This window comes from Burkholderia vietnamiensis LMG 10929 (assembly GCF_000959445.1).
Taxonomy (GTDB): domain Bacteria; phylum Pseudomonadota; class Gammaproteobacteria; order Burkholderiales; family Burkholderiaceae; genus Burkholderia; species Burkholderia vietnamiensis.
Genome location: NZ_CP009631.1, coordinates 400,651 through 418,741 on the forward strand (window position 1 = coordinate 400,651; position 18,091 = coordinate 418,741).

The 18,091-nt window shown below is 60.9% G+C and carries 14 protein-coding genes and 2 pseudogenes; 10 read left to right on the top strand and 6 right to left on the bottom strand.

The features are described 5' to 3' along the window. Positions 1–20: 20 nt before the first annotated feature. Positions 21–3,200, bottom strand: a complete 3,180-nt coding sequence (locus AK36_RS11760; RefSeq protein ID WP_045578570.1) for a type VI secretion system Vgr family protein — start codon at positions 3,198–3,200, stop codon at positions 21–23. Here AK36_RS11760 and AK36_RS32870 point away from each other — a divergent pair. The 7 genes from AK36_RS32870 (at position 3,199) to AK36_RS11785 (ending at position 8,423) form a co-directional block, all read left to right on the top strand. Continuing rightward, a complete protein-coding gene (locus AK36_RS32870) occupies positions 3,199–3,489 on the top strand; it encodes a hypothetical protein (RefSeq protein WP_155753930.1) in 291 nt (96 codons plus the stop codon). The genes AK36_RS11760 and AK36_RS32870 overlap by 2 nt on opposite strands. Positions 3,490–3,514: 25 nt before the next feature. Then, the gene (locus AK36_RS11765) at positions 3,515–4,315 is read left to right on the top strand and encodes a transporter substrate-binding domain-containing protein (RefSeq protein ID WP_014722334.1); all 801 of its coding nucleotides are present in this window, start codon (positions 3,515–3,517) and stop codon (positions 4,313–4,315) included. A gap of 355 nt (positions 4,316–4,670) precedes the next feature. Further along, entirely contained in the window at positions 4,671–5,339 is a 669-nt protein-coding gene (locus AK36_RS32875; RefSeq protein ID WP_144410644.1) for a hypothetical protein, read from the top strand. Positions 5,340–5,389: 50 nt separating this feature from the next. Further along, the gene (locus tag AK36_RS32880) at positions 5,390–5,794 is read left to right on the top strand and encodes a hypothetical protein (protein WP_144410645.1); all 405 of its coding nucleotides are present in this window, start codon (positions 5,390–5,392) and stop codon (positions 5,792–5,794) included. A gap of 241 nt (positions 5,795–6,035) precedes the next feature. Further along, positions 6,036–6,563, top strand: coding sequence for a PAAR domain-containing protein (locus tag AK36_RS11775; RefSeq protein WP_045578571.1), 528 nt, complete (start codon positions 6,036–6,038; stop codon positions 6,561–6,563). Next, positions 6,560–7,300 (top strand): VRR-NUC domain-containing protein, encoded by a 741-nt coding sequence (locus AK36_RS11780; RefSeq protein ID WP_045578572.1) that lies wholly within the window; start codon positions 6,560–6,562, stop codon positions 7,298–7,300. Before AK36_RS11775 ends, AK36_RS11780 begins: the two co-directional genes overlap by 4 nt. Positions 7,301–7,304: 4 nt before the next feature. After that, a complete protein-coding gene (locus tag AK36_RS11785; RefSeq protein WP_045578573.1) occupies positions 7,305–8,423 on the top strand; it encodes a DUF3396 domain-containing protein in 1,119 nt (372 codons plus the stop codon). A gap of 197 nt (positions 8,424–8,620) precedes the next feature. On the opposite strand, the gene AK36_RS11790 is transcribed toward AK36_RS11785, so the two are convergent. After that, on the bottom strand, positions 8,621–10,906 hold the full coding sequence (locus AK36_RS11790) for a YecA family protein (protein WP_224383371.1): 2,286 nt from the start codon (positions 10,904–10,906) through the stop codon (positions 8,621–8,623). A 272-nt stretch (positions 10,907–11,178) separates the two neighbouring features. On the opposite strand from AK36_RS11790, the gene AK36_RS11795 reads away from it, so the two are divergent. Next, positions 11,179–13,833 (top strand): TrlF family AAA-like ATPase, encoded by a 2,655-nt coding sequence (locus AK36_RS11795; protein WP_045578575.1) that lies wholly within the window; start codon positions 11,179–11,181, stop codon positions 13,831–13,833. Between the two features lie 81 nt (positions 13,834–13,914). Here the strand turns inward: AK36_RS11795 and AK36_RS11800 are convergent. Next, positions 13,915–14,262: pseudogene (locus AK36_RS11800) on the bottom strand (recombinase family protein); the annotation flags it as partial. 88 nt (positions 14,263–14,350) lie between these two features. Between AK36_RS11800 and istA the strand changes: the two are divergent. Both istA and istB read left to right on the top strand, forming a co-directional pair. Next, positions 14,351–15,379: an IS21 family transposase gene (gene istA, locus AK36_RS11805; protein ID WP_045578576.1), complete on the top strand. Its 1,029-nt coding sequence runs from the start codon at positions 14,351–14,353 to the stop codon at positions 15,377–15,379. After that, on the top strand, positions 15,376–16,149 hold the full coding sequence (gene istB / locus AK36_RS11810; protein ID WP_011881749.1) for an IS21-like element ISBcen13 family helper ATPase IstB: 774 nt from the start codon (positions 15,376–15,378) through the stop codon (positions 16,147–16,149). The genes istA and istB overlap by 4 nt, the downstream gene beginning before the upstream one ends. Positions 16,150–16,215: 66 nt before the next feature. Here the strand turns inward: istB and AK36_RS11815 are convergent. The 3 genes and pseudogenes from AK36_RS11815 to AK36_RS11820 form a co-directional block, all read right to left on the bottom strand. Beyond that, a pseudogene (locus tag AK36_RS11815) lies at positions 16,216–16,452 on the bottom strand (recombinase family protein); the annotation flags it as partial. A 266-nt stretch (positions 16,453–16,718) separates the two neighbouring features. Beyond that, complete coding sequence (locus AK36_RS32885) at positions 16,719–16,943, bottom strand: type VI secretion system baseplate subunit TssF (RefSeq protein WP_011883087.1); 225 nt, start codon at positions 16,941–16,943, stop codon at positions 16,719–16,721. Positions 16,944–16,947: 4 nt separating this feature from the next. Beyond that, positions 16,948–18,087 (bottom strand): AcrVA2 family anti-CRISPR protein, encoded by a 1,140-nt coding sequence (locus AK36_RS11820; protein ID WP_011883086.1) that lies wholly within the window; start codon positions 18,085–18,087, stop codon positions 16,948–16,950. Between the last annotated feature and the right edge of the window lie 4 nt (positions 18,088–18,091).

Sequence of the window (18,091 nt, forward strand, 5' to 3'; positions counted from 1 at the left end):
ACGGCTGACGCGCCGCCCTCTCAGGATTTCAACGGTCCGCCGAAGCCGCTCGTCGGCAGCTTCATGCCGCCCGCTGCCGACGCCGTCGCAGTCGTCGTTGCGGCCTTGCCCGCGACTCCGGCGACACCGGGCAACGCGCTCTGGAGCGCGCCCGACGCAGCATTTGCGGCAGGCGCGGCGAGCGCAGCCAGGCCGCCCTGGCGCGCGGTCTGCACCATTGCAGCCACCTGCTTTGCCGCGCCACTAAGGCTGGAGGCCGTCTGCACGGCCGACGCGACGCCCGCTCCGCCGACCGCAGCCGCCGCGGCCGGCAACGCGGCGCCCGCGAGCCCGCCAAGTGCGGCGCCGGCGCCGCTGCCGCTCGCGAACCCCATCGCCGCCGTGGATGCCGCCGGCGCCATGCCTTGCAACTGGCTCGCAAGCTGTCCGCTCGCCGCCGCCTGCGCGGCTTCCGGCGAAGGCGCCACCGGCTCGGCCGGCCACTTCGCCTGCTTGAAGTAATTCGCCGGCTGGTCCGACGCGCGCGGATCCTTGCCGAACTCGACGCGCACCGCGCCCGGCGGCAAGCCGCTGACGACGGTATAGCCGCTGTTGTCGAGCGCGCCCTTCTTCAGCACCGTGCCATTCACGTCCTTCACCGTGAAGAGCCCGCCCTTCACGGCCTCGCCGTTCATGTACTTGTGGAACAGCTCCAGCTGGCCCGGCTGATCGGGCCGCGCGCTCGGCAACGGATAGCCCAGGCTCGCCGGTCCGGCGAACGTATGCGACGCGCCCTTCACATCGATCTTGCCCGGTGCGTGGATTTCGACGTTGCCATCCTTGACTCGGATGTACGCCCCGCCGCTCGTCAGCAGAATCCCCTGATCGGCCGCGATCTCGATCCGGTCGGTTGCGGATACAACCTTCACCGCCTTCTGCGCGGTCACCTCGACGTTGTCCGACTGCGCCTGGATCTCCACCTTGCCCTTGCCCGCGAACAGCTTCATCCCCGCGTTCTGCACGAACAGGCTCAGCTTCTGGCCGATGCTGCCGATCAGCGATTTGCCCGCCGCGACATGCACGCTCTGGCCGCTCGCGACGTTCACGTGATCGTTCGCGACCATGTGCAGCGACTCCTGCGTCGACATCGCGATCCCCGACGGGCTGCCGAACAGCATCACCGGCTCCTTGAACGCGTTCGCGCTCCCCGTGCCGCCGCCCGCGGTGCGCCCGCCCGATGCGTTGCCCGATGCACGGTCCTGCGTCGCATCGGTGAACGCACGCATCGCCTCCTGCGCGTCTTTCAGGCTTTCGGCCTGATGCTGCTCGCTCACGCCCGACAGCGCCTCGATCAGGCTCTCCCCGGACACGAGCTGCTGCTGCGCTTCCGTCACGTCGAGCGGCTGGCTGTTCGCTGCCTTCGGATGGGTCGTCACGTACAGGCCGCGGCTCGCCCGCACCGCGCCGTATGCGTCCGAGCGCAGATCGAAGCCGCTGCCCAGATACGACCCGCGCGTGTTGCCGTTCTGGTCGATGATGTAGCCGAGATGCAGCAGGCTGTTCGCGCTGCTGCTCATCAGCTGCACGCGGTTCTGCCCGGTCGCGTCGTCCATCACGAGCTGGTTGTAGCCGCTGCCCGAATATTCCTTCGAGCGGTATCCGGAGAGAATGCCGTCGCTATGCCACTGCGGCTGGTTCGCGCCGTTGTACACGCGCCCGACCGCCAGCGGCCGGTCGCAGTCGCCGCCGACGTAGTCGATCAGCACTTCCTCGCCGATGCGCGGCACGTGCACGCCGCCGTAGCCGCCACCCGTGTCCGACTGCACGACGCGCACCCAGCACGACGCGTTCTCGTTGCCCGGATTGAGGCGATCCCACACGAACTGCACGCGGATCCGGTTCAACTCGTCCGTATAGACTTCCTCGCCCTGCGGGCCGACGACGATCGCCGTCTCCAGATGCATCTTCGGCTTCTCGTGCTCGAACGGGCTGCGATACGGCACGCTCACCCGCTGCGCTTCGACTTCGACGAGATAGAAGCCCACCGAGCCGTCGTCGTGCGGCACGCGAAATGCCGGATCGGCCCCGTAGCCTTCCTGAGCTTGCGTCAACGCTTCGCGCAGACTGTACGGAAAGTCCGCGCTGCTGCTCGCGACCGGCAGGTTGTTCTCGATCCACCAGTCGACGCCGATCGTCGCGAACTCGCGCTGCTCGGCCGGATCGCGATCGTGTTCGGGATGATCCGACAGCGTGAAGCGCCGGCCCGCATCGATCGCACGCACGCCGCCCGCGCCGTGGAAGCGCTTCGCCTGCGACTCCCATGCCTCCATCCGGATCTTCGTCAGATGGTCGCCGCGGGTCTGGTCGAGGTACGTGTACGCACCGGTGTACTCGTAGACTTCGAGCTGGTCGGGCAATTCGCCCTGATCGGCCATCGTCGGCAGCGTCGTGCCCTTCGGATTCGACGGCTGGGAAGGGTTCTTGTAGTCGAACGTGCGTGTCGTGCGCGTGACGCTCTGCAGCGTGCGCGTGCCCGACCACTGCGTGAACGCGTCGGCATCGCTCGCCGTCCCGCCGCGATAGAAACGCACGGTTTGCGGCGACAGCGGCGCAAACGCCTGCAGGTTGTCGGTGATGACGAGCGTGTGCGACTTGCCGTCGTCGGCCTGCTGCCATGTGGTGTAAAGGCCTTCGCTCTCCATCAGCCGATGCACGAAATGCCAGTCGGTGTCGTGCTGGCGCGTGTACGAGCGGCTTGGCAGCGGCTGCGACAGCGCGAAGCGGAAATGCCCGCGCGCCTGCGGATGCTGGTTCAGCACATCGCTGATGATCTGGTCGACGGTCGTGTCGTTCCAGATGCGCTGATCGCGACGGAACTTCAGGAAATGGGTGAAATCGGCGAACGTCAGCTGGTAGGTGGTGAGCCCGCCGTCGGCGCCCAGGCGCCGCGCCGTGTGCACGTAGCCGTTGACGGGCCGGTAGCTGCGGTCGGCTTGCTGAATCCATAGCGTGACCGGTTGCGCGATCAGCTTTTTCAGCTCCACGTCGCTGTCGGTCGACAGCACGTCGAGCGTGAATTCATAGGCCCGGCCGATGCGCGCACGGCCGACCGCTCGTTGCACGGTCAGCACGTTGGCACCCAGTGGCGTATCGAGCTTCAACAGCCGGTCCTGCTGAAGCAACCCGCCGCGCAATGCGGCAACAGTGTTCTGCATGTTCATGGCAACGGCCTTTTCTTCTTTTGACGCACCCTCGGATGGCGCGTTGAGCGATTTCGCTCGCGCGATTTTACAGACAAATTACGGCGCGATTCGGAAAAATTCCCTGACTCGAATGGGTACTTTTAAGCGTGTCCTGAATGGCGCCGACGATCGGTTCGCCCGCATTCCGTTCGCTGAAATCGATTGCAATCGGGGCCAATTCGACTTCCGGTCGGGGCCGGTTGCGCGTAATGTCTACGTGCCCGTAGTCCGGCCCGGTTCGGGCACGACGATGCCCGGCACCCTCTGACCACATTGAACACTGGAGATCCGCGATGAAACGTTCGAAGTTCCTGCTGTCGGGCCTGCTGCTTGCGTCGGCCCTTGGCTTCACGGCCGTCGCCGCGCACGCTGAAGATCTGCTCGACTCCGTGAAGAAGGCCGGCGTGCTGCGTGTCGGGCTCGAAGGCACGTATCCGCCGTTCAACTCGCGCGGCACGTCGGGCCAGCTCGAGGGCTTCGACGTCGACGTGGCGAACGCGGTGGCCGGCAAGCTCGGCGTGAAGACGCAGTTCGTGCCGACCGAATGGAGCGGGATCATCGCGGGGCTGCAGGCGGGCAAGTTCGACGTGATCGTCAACCAGGTCACGATCACGCCGCAGCGCAAGGAAGCGCTCGACTTCAGCGAGCCGTACACGTACTCGGCCGCGCAGCTGATCCAGCGCAAGGACGACACGCGCAACTTCAAGTCGCTCGAGGATTTCAAGGGCAAGAAGCTCGGCGTGACGCTCGGCACGAACTACGACCAGATGGCGCGCAGCGTGCCGGGCATCGAAGTGCAGACGTATCCGGGCGCGCCGGAAAAGCTGCGTGATCTCGCCGCGGGCCGGATCGAGGCCACGCTCGACGACCGTCTGATGCTGCCGTACATGATCAAGACGTCGAACCTGCCGCTGCGCTCGGGCGCGGTGTTGAACGGCGGCAAGCAGGAGATGGCGATCCCGTTCCGCAAGGGCAATCCGAAGTTCGAGAAGGCGATCAACGACGCGCTGGATTCGCTGCGCAAGGAAGGCACGTTGAAGAAGATCTCGATGCACTGGTTCGGTAGTGACGTGACGGTGCCGGTTGCGCAGTAGGCGGTCTCTTGGGGGCGATGCGTCACGTTCTTCGCGTTGGGGAGGGGGTGACGCGTTGGTACCTGCTGGGCGCGAGAACTCGGTCGCGGCCGTTCCTGACGATGGCACGCTGCCGCCACGTCGCTGCGCATGGTGCGCATCACTCGCCACAACCCAGACGGTGCCTAGGACGTGTCCAACAACAGCTGCATGACGTACGTGATGGACGTGCTCAACGCCGGGGGGAGCCGACGTTCCGGCGAAGAGCTGACATGCGTGGGCATTCCTCAACCGACATGACGTCGGTCCACGCGTGAAGTAGTGGATGACGAGGTAACGACAGATGAGGTCTCAGACGTTGTGCGCCAGGCACCGCGTGCGGTCATTCACGGTCGCTGCGAAATGCATTGGCGACCGAATTCGCGAGCGCGGACGATTCGAGCCCGATGAATTGGTGCGGGTATCGCTGGATCGACCCAAACGCAGCCACGTCGTATGGATGACGCGCGCGGATCTGGACGAGCATGCGGTCACCGCCAACCATGTCGACGACGTCGCGCATGTCACCGAGTTGCGAAAGTTCGCGTTGCTCGACCGGGCGTGCGAGCATGTTTGCCCGGCTTGCCTGGATGAATTGCTCGTACGTTCAGGCGAACAACCGGACTCGCCAACGCACGTGTCACGCGCGTTCGACACGGCGGTCGTCGCCGACAATGCGACGGTGGAGGGTCCACTCGTCAAGTGCGATATCCACGGGATTACGTTCGGTTCGCGCACATCGCCCGCCCTGGCAGGCTTGATCGATCAGCGTGACGCGGGGCCGCATGGCCGACTAATCAATGTAGTCGTGATCTCAACGAAAGCAGAAAACAGATTCTGGTTCGACGAAGCCTTCCTTCTTCGTGCGCTGGGACCGGATATCGATCTCTCTACAGGCATCTATCGAACGGAATCGGGCGACCGCAGCCGCGCCCTGCTCGAAAGCGGGACATCGGTATGCAAGTACTGCCTTCGAGACTGGCTGCAGTGCAACGGCGTCGGTTAGCGATGCGCTGCGGCAATCGGGGGATGCGGGCGTCGGGTCGCGAAGCAAGCATGCGCCCGGAATCACGTGTGTCGCGCGGGGAAGCAGAAAAGACGAAGGGCCGGGAGAATCAATCTCCCGGCCCTTCGTTCAATATGGTGCGGCTGCAGGATCAACAATTCTTATCCAATCCATTGATTCAAAACGAAGATGGAATCGACGATTGGAACATGAACCCCCAAACATACCCCCAATCGGTTGAGCCCATGCGTATGAGGTCATCAAGCGAAAAAATTGTGGCGCAAGTCGCCGATCGTCGGCCGCCCGAACAGAAAACTTCTGGAGATTTGGAGATATATGCTCAATTCACCCCGGAAGCCTTACTGGTCAAGGGTCCGACTATCTCCAAGTGTATCTCCAAGACACTCATTTACTTGGAGACAAAGTTGGAGATAGCCGGCAAATACGTCGCATGACGCCAGCCGTGTCGAGTAGCACCCTGCGGTCTGGAACGCTGCGCGCAAAGAAGCTCCCATGCCGCAGCCCTCCCCGATGCCACAGCAAAGGCTGGCCTTGCGTTCAATGAAAAGTGACTTTGGACGGTCAAAAATCGCACCGCGCCATTCACCTGCGAAGCCTCCCGGCAACTTTGACAGGGTAGTTACCCTTATTCGGTGCGTGCTACAGTCCTCGCAAAACTTCAACAGAGGATTCGGCATGAGTTCTGCGTTCATTCGGGAAGGCGATACGACTTCGCACGGTGGCCGGGTGCTCGCCTGCACGTCTACCAACCTCGTCTTCGGCAAGCCACTCGCGCTCGAGGGCGACATGGTGTCGTGTCCCAAGTGCAGCGGCGTCTACCCAATCATCGGCGTCCGCGTTCGCAGCATGACGTTTGGCGGCCGGGCTGTGGCGACCGAAGGCGACAAGACTGCATGCGGTGCGACGCTGATAGCATCGCAAGGCATGGCGACGGTAGAGCCGACCTCCGGCGCAGGCGGCTCGGTTGGCGCAGGCAAAAGTGTGGTCACGCAGACGACCGCTCAAGACGATGGCGCATATCGCGGCCGCTTCCAGCTCGTCGACGACAAGACACGCGCGCCGATCCCGAATCACCCATACACGGTCACGTCGGCGGACGGCCAAACGATCCAGGGCACGACGGACGCGAGCGGCCACACCGATTGGATCAGCAGTAACCAAGCTGCATCGCTGTCGTTCCATCAGCCCGGGAGCGATGCATGACCGGCCCCTACTCCCCAGGGTCGTCAACTGGGGGCTCGAGCACCGGTGGCCAGACAACGCAGGTTGGATTAAGCGCCTCCAAACTCTCCCCGAAGGACCGGAAAGTTCTGTGTCATACGTTCTGCGAGTGCCGTCGGATCGGCGTCGCGACGAAAGCCGGAACAATCCAGCGGCAGCGCTGCGTCGAAATGCGCCTCGGGCTGCCGAACGAGGTGTCGAAGATGCAGACGGGCGTTCCAACAGAATACCGGCCGGAACAACCGTACGATATGACGACGAATCCACCCGAGCCGATCATGGACTACGACGATCCGCTAGAGCCCAATACGGGCATTCGCCAGTGGATCAAGGACGTATGGCCCAGCAAGGGCAAGAAATACGAGAAAGGCGACGTCCGCCGCCCTGACGTCGTCATCGTGAACGACCCGTCGAAACCTCCCGAGCAATCAAATATCAAGACCGTCGTGGAAATGAAATTCCCCGGCGACAGCTACGGCCCCGACCAGGAAGACGATTACATCGAAATCGCGGGCAGCCCGTCGAAGTTTGTCCACCTCGGCGCAGCCGATTGCGGATGTGGTGACGACGACGGCCAGAAGGAAACTTCGCGCTCGAAGCAATCCGCGCGACAATCCGAGCTTGACGACTTGTTCGGCGGCAATAGTAGCGCGCCCGGAGACCCACCGCTCCCGACCACGCCCTCGTTCCCGCCGCCTGCACTCCCGCTCCCGCTTTGACGCCATGACGAACGACGAAATTGAAGCTTGGGCCAAAGATCCGCGCCGTGCGGACACAATGCCTTTCGGACTTTACGAGCCCGCGCACCAAAAAGGGATTACAGGGGCCGCCCTTGTGGTGCGGGGCGTGCTCTACTTCCGCAACGGTTTCACGTCGGAGGTTCGGCAAGCGCTGGTGCGCTGCTTCAAGCAGTACAGCGCGGCGATTGATGAGTATCAGCACGCGCTCGAAGTGGCGGCCGGCCAGACGCCGTCGAAGTTCGGGCCGCTGCGTTGGTTCTATTCCGAGGGAGAAGAACCGATCCAGTACGACAAGTCTCCGGGATTCGAAAGTCTCGCGACGAGCGTCCCCGCCGACGAGGCCCTTGCGGTCGCGATGACCAGCGCCGAGCACAAGCTCGCGACCGGGTTCTATGAATTCACGGTGTTCGCGCTTAGCGAAAAGAAGGCTGCACGGAAACGCGGGCTCGACGGGCTGGCCTTCACGGTGCCACGAGCATTTATCGCACACCGCCCCGGCGTATTCGAAGCGATGTTCCGCGCGTTCGCTGAAGCGCTGCCGACGGTTAGCGGCCATGGAGGACTAGCCGTGAACGTGCCGCCAATGGGGCGGCGACCGAACGAAGCCAGCGAGTATTTCTACGCGCGCCGGTTCGGGCCAGGCATCGATGTCGGCGATCCAATGCGCTCGACCGTTCGAAAGCTCGACACGAAGATCAAGACCGTTGACTGGCTCAACGCGCTCGATGCGGACTTAGTCACGGCTGTCGGCGGCGCATCGGCACTCGGACTCCCGCCAGATTGGTTCGCCCGTATTCCACTGGGCAACGGAGGCTTAATCATTCAAGCCGGCGTCGCCCCGCAGTCCGGCGTATCAAATGGCCCCGGCATACCCGTATCGCCGCCGGCCGCGTACGTCATTCTGAATCGCGCACTGCGGCCGATCATCGCGGACGACGTCGATACGCTGCAAGACGGGACACTGGACAGTACGGCACCTCTGCTAAACACAGTCGTAGCAACCGAAAGCTGGTTGCGCCGGTTCAACGTACAAGACGATCAACTCAACGACTTCTGGGTCGAGCTACATAAGACGCCGAAGCTGGGCGGCGAAACTGCCTGATGTGGAGACCCGAGAGCGGCTTGTGATCGACCATACGCAACAACGAGCAACATGCTTCAGTGGGGGGCACTTACCAACACAAACCTACCACTCGATCCTCCAAACTTCGAACGTTGGCTCGTCGAAAGCAGACGCTAAACGCCGCGCAAATAATGTGAAATCCCGAACTGGTCTCACTCAGCAGCTCCGGCGCACTCTTAACGGCCATGGCATTTTTTGTACTTTAAGCCACTGCCACACGGACACGGATCATTCCGCCCCAGCTTTTTGGTCTTCGCAGGCGATACGACATTTTTCGGCTGGTTGAAATTCACTGTCCGCTTAGGTTGGGCCATTCGCGTAGCGTCTTCGTAAATATGGGCGTTTTCTTCCGTTCGCTCAGTCGGTATGTTGACCACGAATGACTGCGCCCGATGGTAGGTTCCATCGGCACTAGCCTCTGCCACAATGCCAACGACATTAGAAGCCTTGACGCCCACAGCGGCGGCACTGGCTTTGTCATTCACTTTGCCCCAATCAACTTGGTGGTTGTGTTGTTGAAGCCAGACGAAGAGCGGTTCACCGTCCCCGCACAGAACAAAGTAACGAGCGGGGTGCTGGTTCAGGGTTTGGCGAAGGTCGAACAGCATCTTAGCTAGGTTACTCCGCCCCTCCTCTCCCAAGTCTCGGATATGACTCTCCGCTGAAAGCCATCCGCGTGCTCGGGTGCCGTCAAGCGCTCCGAGCAGCTTCCGCACCTCCTTCGGGAAGTCTTGCGTCGGAAACGGCCGGCTTTCCCAGTCCTCACCCTCGAAACTCTTGTCGACGATGTCGCTCATGCCGCTCCAGATGACCATGTTCATCTTGCCGTCCTTCAGTTGATCGGCAATGTCCTGATCGAAGCGGTTCTTCTTCAGATACGCGCCCAAGTGGTCGAGCTCGTCAAATAAATGAGCGCGACGCGTCCCCGCCACGGCCTGCCGCACTTCCATGTAGTGGGCGAACTCGCCCGGTGTGGGCAGGAAGCGCTTGAGGACAAACAGGTCATCAATGGAGAGAGAGATAAAGGCATGCCGTCCAAGCAACGGCTCAACCTGCGGTAGCTCCTTACAGTACGTGGAAAAAGGTGAGAACGACTCGACCGTCAGCCCGATCGGTACCATCACGCGGTAGTCAGCGCGGCGGACTCGGCCGCACTCTTCGTATTTACCGTCCACCAAGTGATACAGAGGTACTTCGTCCGACGAGTTCAGATAATTGAAGAAGCGCTCACATTGCTTGTAGGCCTTGAGCACCAAGTCCTGTACGGACTGGGCGTGGCGGCCGAAATCAAGCGCTGGCGATGCGATGGTGGCAGCCGCACCGGCCTTGGCTTCAACCAAGAACAACACGTCGTCGACCAGGATGAGGGTATCGTTTTCGGACCACTGCTTGCTGGAAGGATCCTTGTAGTAGACCTCCTGGAAAACCGTGGCGTCGGGAAGCTGGGCGGCCAGAATGTCGGCGAAGGCAGCTTCGCTCATTGTCTTCTGCCGACCTTCAAAGGTCTTCTTGTAGTCAGGTCTTCGCTGAAGGAGGTTGTAGAGAAGCGCACGATACCCCGCATCGCGGGCGAGGCACGGGTCGACGGCATAGTAGTCCGATCCAAGCTGGATTAGTGGTTTCTTCCGGGCAGGCAGTGTCCGATAGGGTGTCCCCGCAAAATCGCCCGCTGCGAAAAACTCGGTTTCTTCTCCGCGCTGGTACGCTAGGTCCGCCAACAGCGTCGGCGGCAGCTTCGTGTGACGGCTCACATTAGCGATGCCGCCCCGGAACATGTCATCCATCGCCCGCCCGGCGTCTTTCGATTGTTCAGCATTGGCCGCAACCCACGCCTGCATGACGTCTTCCAGAGGTTGGTCCTGTGTCGCAGCGAAGGCCTGTGCAGCCTCAAACTGCTTCATCATCACCGTGATAGCGTCGGCATGCCCAGAACGCGTGGCGTTGGCCATGGCCTGGAAACCTTCTGCGATATCGGCGGCTTCAACGCCGTACACTTCTTTCAGGACGTCATTGTGAGGCGTCAGAACGTAGCGGTAGAACTCGCCTTCCAAGACTTGGTAGCGGTTCCCGCGTAGCGTGACCCAAGTGGATTTCGCGTGGAATTCAATGTCAGCCGTGTCGGGACCGAAAACGCCGTCTTTGGTATCCGCGGACGTGGCCATGGCAAAAAACAAGGCCTGCTGTCGCAGTTTGCGGCCAAGTTCATATAGCTCGGCGCACTTGGCTTCGTCGAATGCCAAGTCCGCAGGGGCGACATCTGACGCGAGAACCGCGTGCACGTACTCCAACAGAAACTGATTCTCGTTGATCAGATCATCCGGGCCGTCCTCTTTGTATTGATCCTGAGTGTCGCTTTGGTCTGCCATCGCTTTGATCATGCGCTGGGCGTAGATGTAGCCAAGCAGATCATGCGGAGGCATGGCGACAATCAGCTCGCGCATTCGGGCGGCAACGGCTTCCATGTCCGTCAACAAGGAAGCAGCAGCCTCCTTCCGGTTTATTTCATCCATAATTATTTATGCCTGATGTTGCCGAGGCCCCGATCCATGAAGAGTCGATTCTAGCCTCGGTGCACGTAATTGATAGCAACGTAAGAGACCGGTTCTGTGTGCAAGTCGCGATCGCTTGACCGAGAGCAGCATCATCCCGTGGTCGCTCGCGAGTTGGAAGTAGTCATACGGCGGCCACGGTCGAACATGATTAGCCGCACCTGGCCAAGAGATTCAGGGGGAATATGAGCGATCAATACACTTACGCGAGATTTTGGCGCTGCGCATTACAGGTCAATCCTGTCGGCTACAACGAAACTTACAGAGGTGCCGACCACGGACTGGGCGAAGATGGATACAACCAAGCATTGCTCCAAAAATGCCTTGAGCTACATATCTCGGTTGTTGGCTTGGCCGATCATGGTAGCGTCGCCAGTGTCGATGCCTTGCGTCAGGTGCTACAGCCGCATGGGATTGTGGTGTTCCCCGGCTTCGAGATCTCGTCGAACGACAAGACCCATTATGTCTGCCTGTTTTCGGAGCAAACGACAGGACAGCAACTCGAACGATACCTTGGCAGCCTCGATCTTCTTGACCCAACAGATGGGGTTCGGCCGTCTCGATTAAGTTCTGAGCAATTGATCGAGAAAGTCGATCAACTCGGAGGCTTCATCTATGCTGCGCACTGCACGTCGGACAGTGGCCTCCTGAAGAACCGGCTCAACCATGTGTGGAAGCTTCCCAAGTTGCGCGCTGCCCAGATTCCGGGACCGATAGACGACTTGGCGGGGGTGGAAGGCAATTTCTACCGCAAGGTGCTGCTGAACAAGGATGATGCCTACCGGCGCGAGCGGCCTGTAGCTGTCATCAATGCCAAAGATGTCGCCAAGCCCGAGGACTTGCAGCAGCCTGGCGCCACTTGTCTCATCAAGATGACGCGGCCCAATTTCGCTGCGTTCAAGGTCGCATTCCTCGATCCGGGATCGCGAGTCCGCCTCAATTCCCAAAGGGCCCAAAGCCCAATTGGCAAGGTTATTCGCATGACGGTGGTCGGTGGCTACCTTGATGGTGTCCGGGTGGATTTTTCCGATCATCTCAACACTGTCATCGGTGGACGCGGAACGGGGAAATCGACCTTGCTCGAATGCTTGCGCTACGCCTTGGACTTTCCGCCCAAAGGCAAGCAGGCCCAAAAGCTCCACCAAGACATCATCAAGGAGAACCTTGGTCGATCAGCCGGTCGAGTTGAGCTTACAGTGGTGTCATCTGCTCAGAACGGCAAGCAGTACGCCATCTCCCGCCGTTACGGCGAGCCGCCGATGGTGCGGGACATGGACGACAATGTCTCCACCCTACTACCACGCGATTTGCTGCCGGGCGTCGACATCTATGGCCAGAACGAGATTTACGAGTTGGCTCAAGATGAAACCAGCCGGGTGCAATTGCTGGATCGCTTCCTTCCTCAAGATGGGGGCTACGAGGCCAAGAGCGCAGATGTGCACCGGCGCTTGAAGGAGAACCAGCAGACGCTCGCGAAATCCTTGACCGATCTCGACGAGCTGAAAGCGCAGGTTGAGCGCCTGCCGAAGCTGGAAGAACAGCTACGCGGGTTTGACGAGCTGGGGATCAAAGAGAAGCTGGCCAATACTTCGTTGCTTGCTCGTGAGCGTGAGATTGCCAAGACTGCAAGCGAGAGCGTGCAGAGCTTTCGAGACGCGATTGCCAACCTTCGTGACAGCTTGCCCGACCTCGCCTTCATCAACGACGAAGCGCTCGATGGGTTGCCAGACGCAGCTCAGCTACTTGCTATGCGCACGACACTAGATGGGATTAAGCACGGCCTTACAACCCATCTGGCAGCTATGCAGGCCCTGTTGGATGACGGTGCGGAACAGTTCGCCACCCACCAGGAGGCGTGGCAGCAGGCCGTTAAGGAGCATGATGCCGTGTTGGAAAAGGCGCTTAGGACGTTGCCTGCAACTGCTGGAAAGAGCGGGCAGGAGGTCGGTGCGGCCTACCAGCGCCTTATGATCGAGATCGAGCGCATCAAGCCGATGAAATCGCGAGTAGCTGCCCATGAGTCTCAGCTCGACGCCTTGCGACAGGAGCGACGCAATCTGTTGGCCGAATTATCAGATTTGCGAGGACAACGCATACGCGCCTTGCAGAAGGCCGCGAAGAAGCTGAGCAAGCGGCTTGAAGGCAAGCTCAAGGTGGAAATCGTACCGGAAGCCGACCGCACTCCGCTGATGACGTTCCTTCTGGGATGCAAGCTGGACGGTGTCGGTGAAAAGCGGCTCTCATTTGTTCATGAAGCGGAGACGATCAGTCCGTTGTCGTTCGCCCAGTCGATTCAAAAAGGGGCGGCCCACGTTCAACTAGATTGGGGGGTCACGCAGATGGTGGCCGATGCTCTCACCAAGCTCCAATCCACCCAGCTCATGGAGCTGGAGGCGTTGGAGTTGGAGCACCGCGTGGACATTTTCTTGAATGTCGCGCATGGCCAAGCAGATCCGGTGTTTCGTCCGCTCAACAAACTCTCGACAGGCCAGCAGTGCACAGCAATTCTGCACATGTTGCTTTTGGAAAACGTCGACCCGCTTCTCATGGATCAGCCGGAGGACAATCTGGACAACGCTTTCATCGCGGACCGGATCGTCACCGAACTGAGGGAGGCCAAGACGAGTCGGCAATTCGTGTTCGCGACACACAACGCCAACATTCCCGTGTTTGGAGACGCCGAATGGATCGGAGTGTTTACGGCTGCTGAAAACCATGGGTGTCTCGGACTGGAAGCGCAAGGCTCGATTGACGTGCCTGTGATCCGAGATCAGGTGGCTAGCATTCTAGAAGGCGGGCGCGATGCCTTCATCCAGCGCAAAGAGAAATATGAGTTCTAGGAAGTGATAGCACCGTTCCGATGCAAATTGCGGCCTCGGACTGTCACGGCTACCGAAAAGTGAATTTGAGCGATGCGGGACTTACGCCGCGTCGCGCACCCGCATGATCGTCTGACGGCTTGTGCCGAATTGTCGGGCAAGCGCGGCCACGCTCGCCCCCGCGTCCAGCTCGCGCAGCACGTCCGCCCGTTGTTCGTCCGACAGGGCGGACGGCCGCCCCATCGCCTTGCCTTCCGCCTTAGCGCGAGCGATGCCGGCATGCGTTCGCTCGATCAGCAGATCGCGTTCGAACTCGGCCACCGCGTTCAACACCTGCATCGTCATCCGGCCGGCCGCGCTCGTCAGATCGACGCCGCCCAAGGCGAGACAATGCACCCGGATACCGCGTTCGGCCAAACCCTCGACCGTGGCCCGCACGTCCATTGTGTTGGGCGCAAAGTAATAATGAGCCACTTCGCGCGAAGTAAATCTAAGCCACCTTTCAGTACAGTCAGCCTTTTGCGCGCAAAGGCTGGCGATGCTCCAGAAGGAACAGTGGATGCAAATCCATGTGCTCAAAGCCCAAGGCGTATCGGAGCGCGAGATCGCGCGGCGCCTGGGCATTTCTCGCAACACGGTGGCGCGGTACCTGTCGGCTGAGGAAGTGCCGCGCTACAAGCCGCGTGAACCGCGGCCAACCAAGCTCGGAGCGTTCGAGGCGTACATCATCGAGCGCATGAGGGCCGCAGCACCGGAGATCATCGCAGCGCCGGCGCTGCTGCGCGAGTTGCGGGCGCGCGGCTACGAGGGCCAACTGCGAAGCCTGCAGGCTTTCATGAACACGCATAAGCCCATGCCGAAGCCCGATCCAGTCGTAAGGTTCGAGACCGAGCCCGGCCGGCAGATGCAGTGCGATTTCGTTGTCTTCCGACGAGGCACCAACCCGCTTTACGCCTTCACCGCCACGCTCGGCTTCAGTCGTTGGCGCTGGGCACGCTTCACCACCGATGAACGCGCCGAGACGCTGGTTGCCTGTCATCATGCGCTGTTCGAAGCCTTGGGTGGCATTCCTCGCGAGATCCTTTACGACAACGCCAAGACCATCGTTGTCGAACGCGATGCTTATGGCGACGGCCAACATCGCTGGCACGCCGGCCTGCTCGATCTGGCCAAGCGGTACGGCTTCCTGCCCAGATTGTGCCAACCGTACCGCGCGCAGACCAAGGGCAAGGTCGAGCGATTCCACCGCTATCTGCGCGGCAATTTCTATGTGCCGCTGGCAAGCCAGCTTAAACAATCCGGCTTGATGCTCGATGCCGCGACTGCGAACGTCGAGGTGAGTAAATGGCTGCGCGACGTGGCCAACCAGCGCGTGCATCCGGTTACCGGGCAGGCACCCGCGATTCTGTTGGAGCAACGAGAACGGGCTTGCTTGCTCGATATGCCTGGCTACACATTGCCCCGATTGCCGGCTCGCGCCGTCGCTCGGCCGCGCGTTGATCCCGCGATGTCGATCCAGCACCCGTTGTCCGTCTACCAGCAATTACTGACCGAGGTGCGCGCATGAACTTGCAGCAGGAACGCATCGACGGGCACTGCCAAAGCCTGAAGCTCGAGGGACTCATGCACCGATACGTCGCTCTGGCCAGCGACGCGGCGGCCAAGCAATGGAGTTTCCTCGACTTCCTCGAGAACGCGCTCGCGCACGAACGAGAGACGAGGCAAGTTCGTTCGCGGCAAACACTGGTGCGCATGGCCGGGTTTCCCGCCATCAAGACACTGGATGACTACGACTACAGCTTCGCCGTCGGGGTCCCACGCGAGGCAATCGACGAGCTTGCCACGCTACGCTTCATCGAGCGAGGCGAGAACGCCGTGTTGCTTGGTCCGTCGGGCGTGGGCAAGACGCACCTCGCGATCGCCATCGGATATGCAGCGACGCAGGCCGGCATCAAGACGAAGTTCATCACGGCGGCGGATCTGATGTTACAGCTCGAGGCTGCACGCCGACAGGAGCGATACGACGCCGTTCTTCGGCACAACATTCTCGGCCCGAGGCTGCTCATCGTCGATGAGATCGGCTATCTACCGCTCTCGGGCGATCAGGCCAGTCACTTCTTCCAGATCGTCGCCAAGCGCTACGAGCGTGGCTCGATGATCCTGACCAGCAACCTGCCGTTTGCGCAGTGGGACGAAACCTTCGGCGGCAACACCACCCTCACTGCAGCGATGCTCGACCGCATCCTCCACCATGCCCACATCATCCAGATCAAAGGAGACAGCTACAGACTGAAACAGCAACGCAAAGCCGGGCACGTCCCGACATCGAAGAAGTAACGACTGGCTCAGTTTTACTTTGCGCGATCAGGCGCGAAGTGGCTCAGATTTCAAATGCGTTTGACACATTGCATTGCGGCCGAGCCGATCGAGCTTCGTCACGATCAACACATCGCCTTCTTCCATCCGATCAAGTAACTTTGCGAAGCCCGGCCGCTGATCGGCGCTCACGCTCCCTGAGATGCTTTCCGACACGACGCGGCGCTTGTCGACCGAGAAGCCGGCCGCCTCGATCTCGCGTAACTGGTTCGTGGTGGTCTGGTCGGACGTACTGACGCGGGCATAAGCGAAGGTTCGGGACATATCGGGCACCCAATCTGTACGAAATAGATGTCCGAATATAAATGCCTGTCCAAAATACTTCAACCCTTACTTTCGGACAGATCGGAAAGGGGATGTCCGAAAGGGATCGGTTTCGGACAGTCTATCTCGGGCGTAATCTGGCGGCCGTCACGTGCTGGCGTCCATCGTTACGCTTGGCGAAGTGGATGACCGACGATCGCCCGTGGTTCGAATCGTGCAATCACACACGATGGCGCGGTTCGCGGATAGTGCGGACCGGACAACCTCTAGCAGCGCCTTGGTGAATTCGGGGTAGTCTTCGACCCGCTTCGGACGAAGCGCGCTGCAAGAGACGAAAAGGTCTGAATCTGACGCGTCACTTGCGGATCGTCAGTCCGCCCGCTCTGGATGCCGAGCCAGGCGGCGGTCTTTGGGTATCGGATAGCGAAATCGCCCAGTGCACGCACGAACAACCCGAGTCCGTATTCGTAACGCGACAACAGGTGATCCATTCGGCTACAGCCCCAGTCGGTCGGGACGAACGAGCGTTGGGCCGACGAAGATAAGTTTGCGCAATGACGCTTGCGGGCCGTATGGCTGCATCCGGAAGTGCGGCCGCCGCCAGTGGCCGCTTACTTCGCGCTGCGCGCTGTCCGATGGGACTGATCCGGCCGCCTCGGCGTCGAGAATCGCGGGGCCGACGACGTGTCGATCGTAGAGCTGTTCGATTTCGGCGAGCCGTTCCGTGCGCTTACGCTTGCCGAGCCCCGGAAAGTGGCGCGGCGCGTTTGAATAAGCGCGATCATGGACCACCTGCGCGTCGCGCGCGTTGAGGTACAACAACATCTTGATCGCATAGTCCAAGGCCTCGCGCCAGAACTGCTGTGCGTCAGGCGGATCGGGCATTCCGTCAGCTGCGGGCCGCTGGAACAAGTCGTCCACCAATTCACGGATCGTCTTGTCGGGGTCTTCCAGCGGCAGCGTAATCGAATCCATCGTAGCACCGTCGTCAGGACCGCCGGCCATTAGCCATGTCGCAAATCCGATCGACCGGTCATTCTTGAATATCGCAATCGCCTCAATGTCGCCAGCTTGTTTCCAGCGGGTGGGTTCGGGAATGATGCATAGCGTATCGGTCGGCATCTTCAGCATGCCGATCGGCACATCCTCCGCGATATAGGCGGCGTCAAGCAGGCGGTGCAGCGGAGGGGTCGGCTCGTAAAAAGCCCCTTTTCGTACCTCGAACGCGAGCCACACGGCGCTGTATTGAGCGACCCCGGCGAGTGCATCGGTCGAGCGGCCGTCCGCGCCGTGCGGCAGGAGGTCCCGCGTGAAGCGATCGAAATAGCGAGTCAGACGCAGGATGCCATGCGAGCGCAGCATTTCGGTTAGCGTCGGCGACGCCACACGGTCTGTTGCGGCCCTTAGCGCGTCCCACGCGGCGAGCGCGCCTGTGACCCGATAGCGAATCGGTCCGGGTAAGCGAGCGAGCTTGGGATCGGTGACGGCATCGCCCGAGTGCATCAACGCAGTAACCAGCCGCTGACGGATGTCGGCACGCAGCGCTTCACGTTGAGCATCGGATATCAAGACGGTGTTGCGAGGCGATGCCCCCGTCAAAGTTACTTTCTCCGCCCGGCCTACCGAACCGCTCATGCGC

Excerpts from the sequence above, each read along its gene's own strand:
- AK36_RS32880 (WP_144410645.1), top strand. The coding sequence starts at position 5,390 with ATGCGCCCGGAATCACGTGTGTCGCGCGGGGAAGCAGAAAAGACGAAG.
- AK36_RS11780 (WP_045578572.1), top strand. The coding sequence starts at position 6,560 with ATGACCGGCCCCTACTCCCCAGGGTCGTCAACTGGGGGCTCGAGCACC.
- istB (WP_011881749.1), top strand. The coding sequence starts at position 15,376 with ATGAACTTGCAGCAGGAACGCATCGACGGGCACTGCCAAAGCCTGAAG.
- AK36_RS32885 (WP_011883087.1), bottom strand. The coding sequence starts at position 16,943 with ATGGATCACCTGTTGTCGCGTTACGAATACGGACTCGGGTTGTTCGTG.
- AK36_RS11790 (WP_224383371.1), bottom strand. The coding sequence starts at position 10,906 with ATGGAAGCCGTTGCCGCCCGAATGCGCGAGCTGATTGTCGCCATGCCT.
- istA (WP_045578576.1), top strand. The coding sequence starts at position 14,351 with ATGCTCCAGAAGGAACAGTGGATGCAAATCCATGTGCTCAAAGCCCAA.
- AK36_RS11785 (WP_045578573.1), top strand. The coding sequence starts at position 7,305 with ATGACGAACGACGAAATTGAAGCTTGGGCCAAAGATCCGCGCCGTGCG.
- AK36_RS11795 (WP_045578575.1), top strand. The coding sequence starts at position 11,179 with ATGAGCGATCAATACACTTACGCGAGATTTTGGCGCTGCGCATTACAG.
- AK36_RS11760 (WP_045578570.1), bottom strand. The coding sequence starts at position 3,200 with ATGAACATGCAGAACACTGTTGCCGCATTGCGCGGCGGGTTGCTTCAG.
- AK36_RS11765 (WP_014722334.1), top strand. The coding sequence starts at position 3,515 with ATGAAACGTTCGAAGTTCCTGCTGTCGGGCCTGCTGCTTGCGTCGGCC.
- AK36_RS11820 (WP_011883086.1), bottom strand. The coding sequence starts at position 18,087 with ATGAGCGGTTCGGTAGGCCGGGCGGAGAAAGTAACTTTGACGGGGGCA.
- AK36_RS32870 (WP_155753930.1), top strand. The coding sequence starts at position 3,199 with ATGGCAACGGCCTTTTCTTCTTTTGACGCACCCTCGGATGGCGCGTTG.
- AK36_RS11775 (WP_045578571.1), top strand. The coding sequence starts at position 6,036 with ATGAGTTCTGCGTTCATTCGGGAAGGCGATACGACTTCGCACGGTGGC.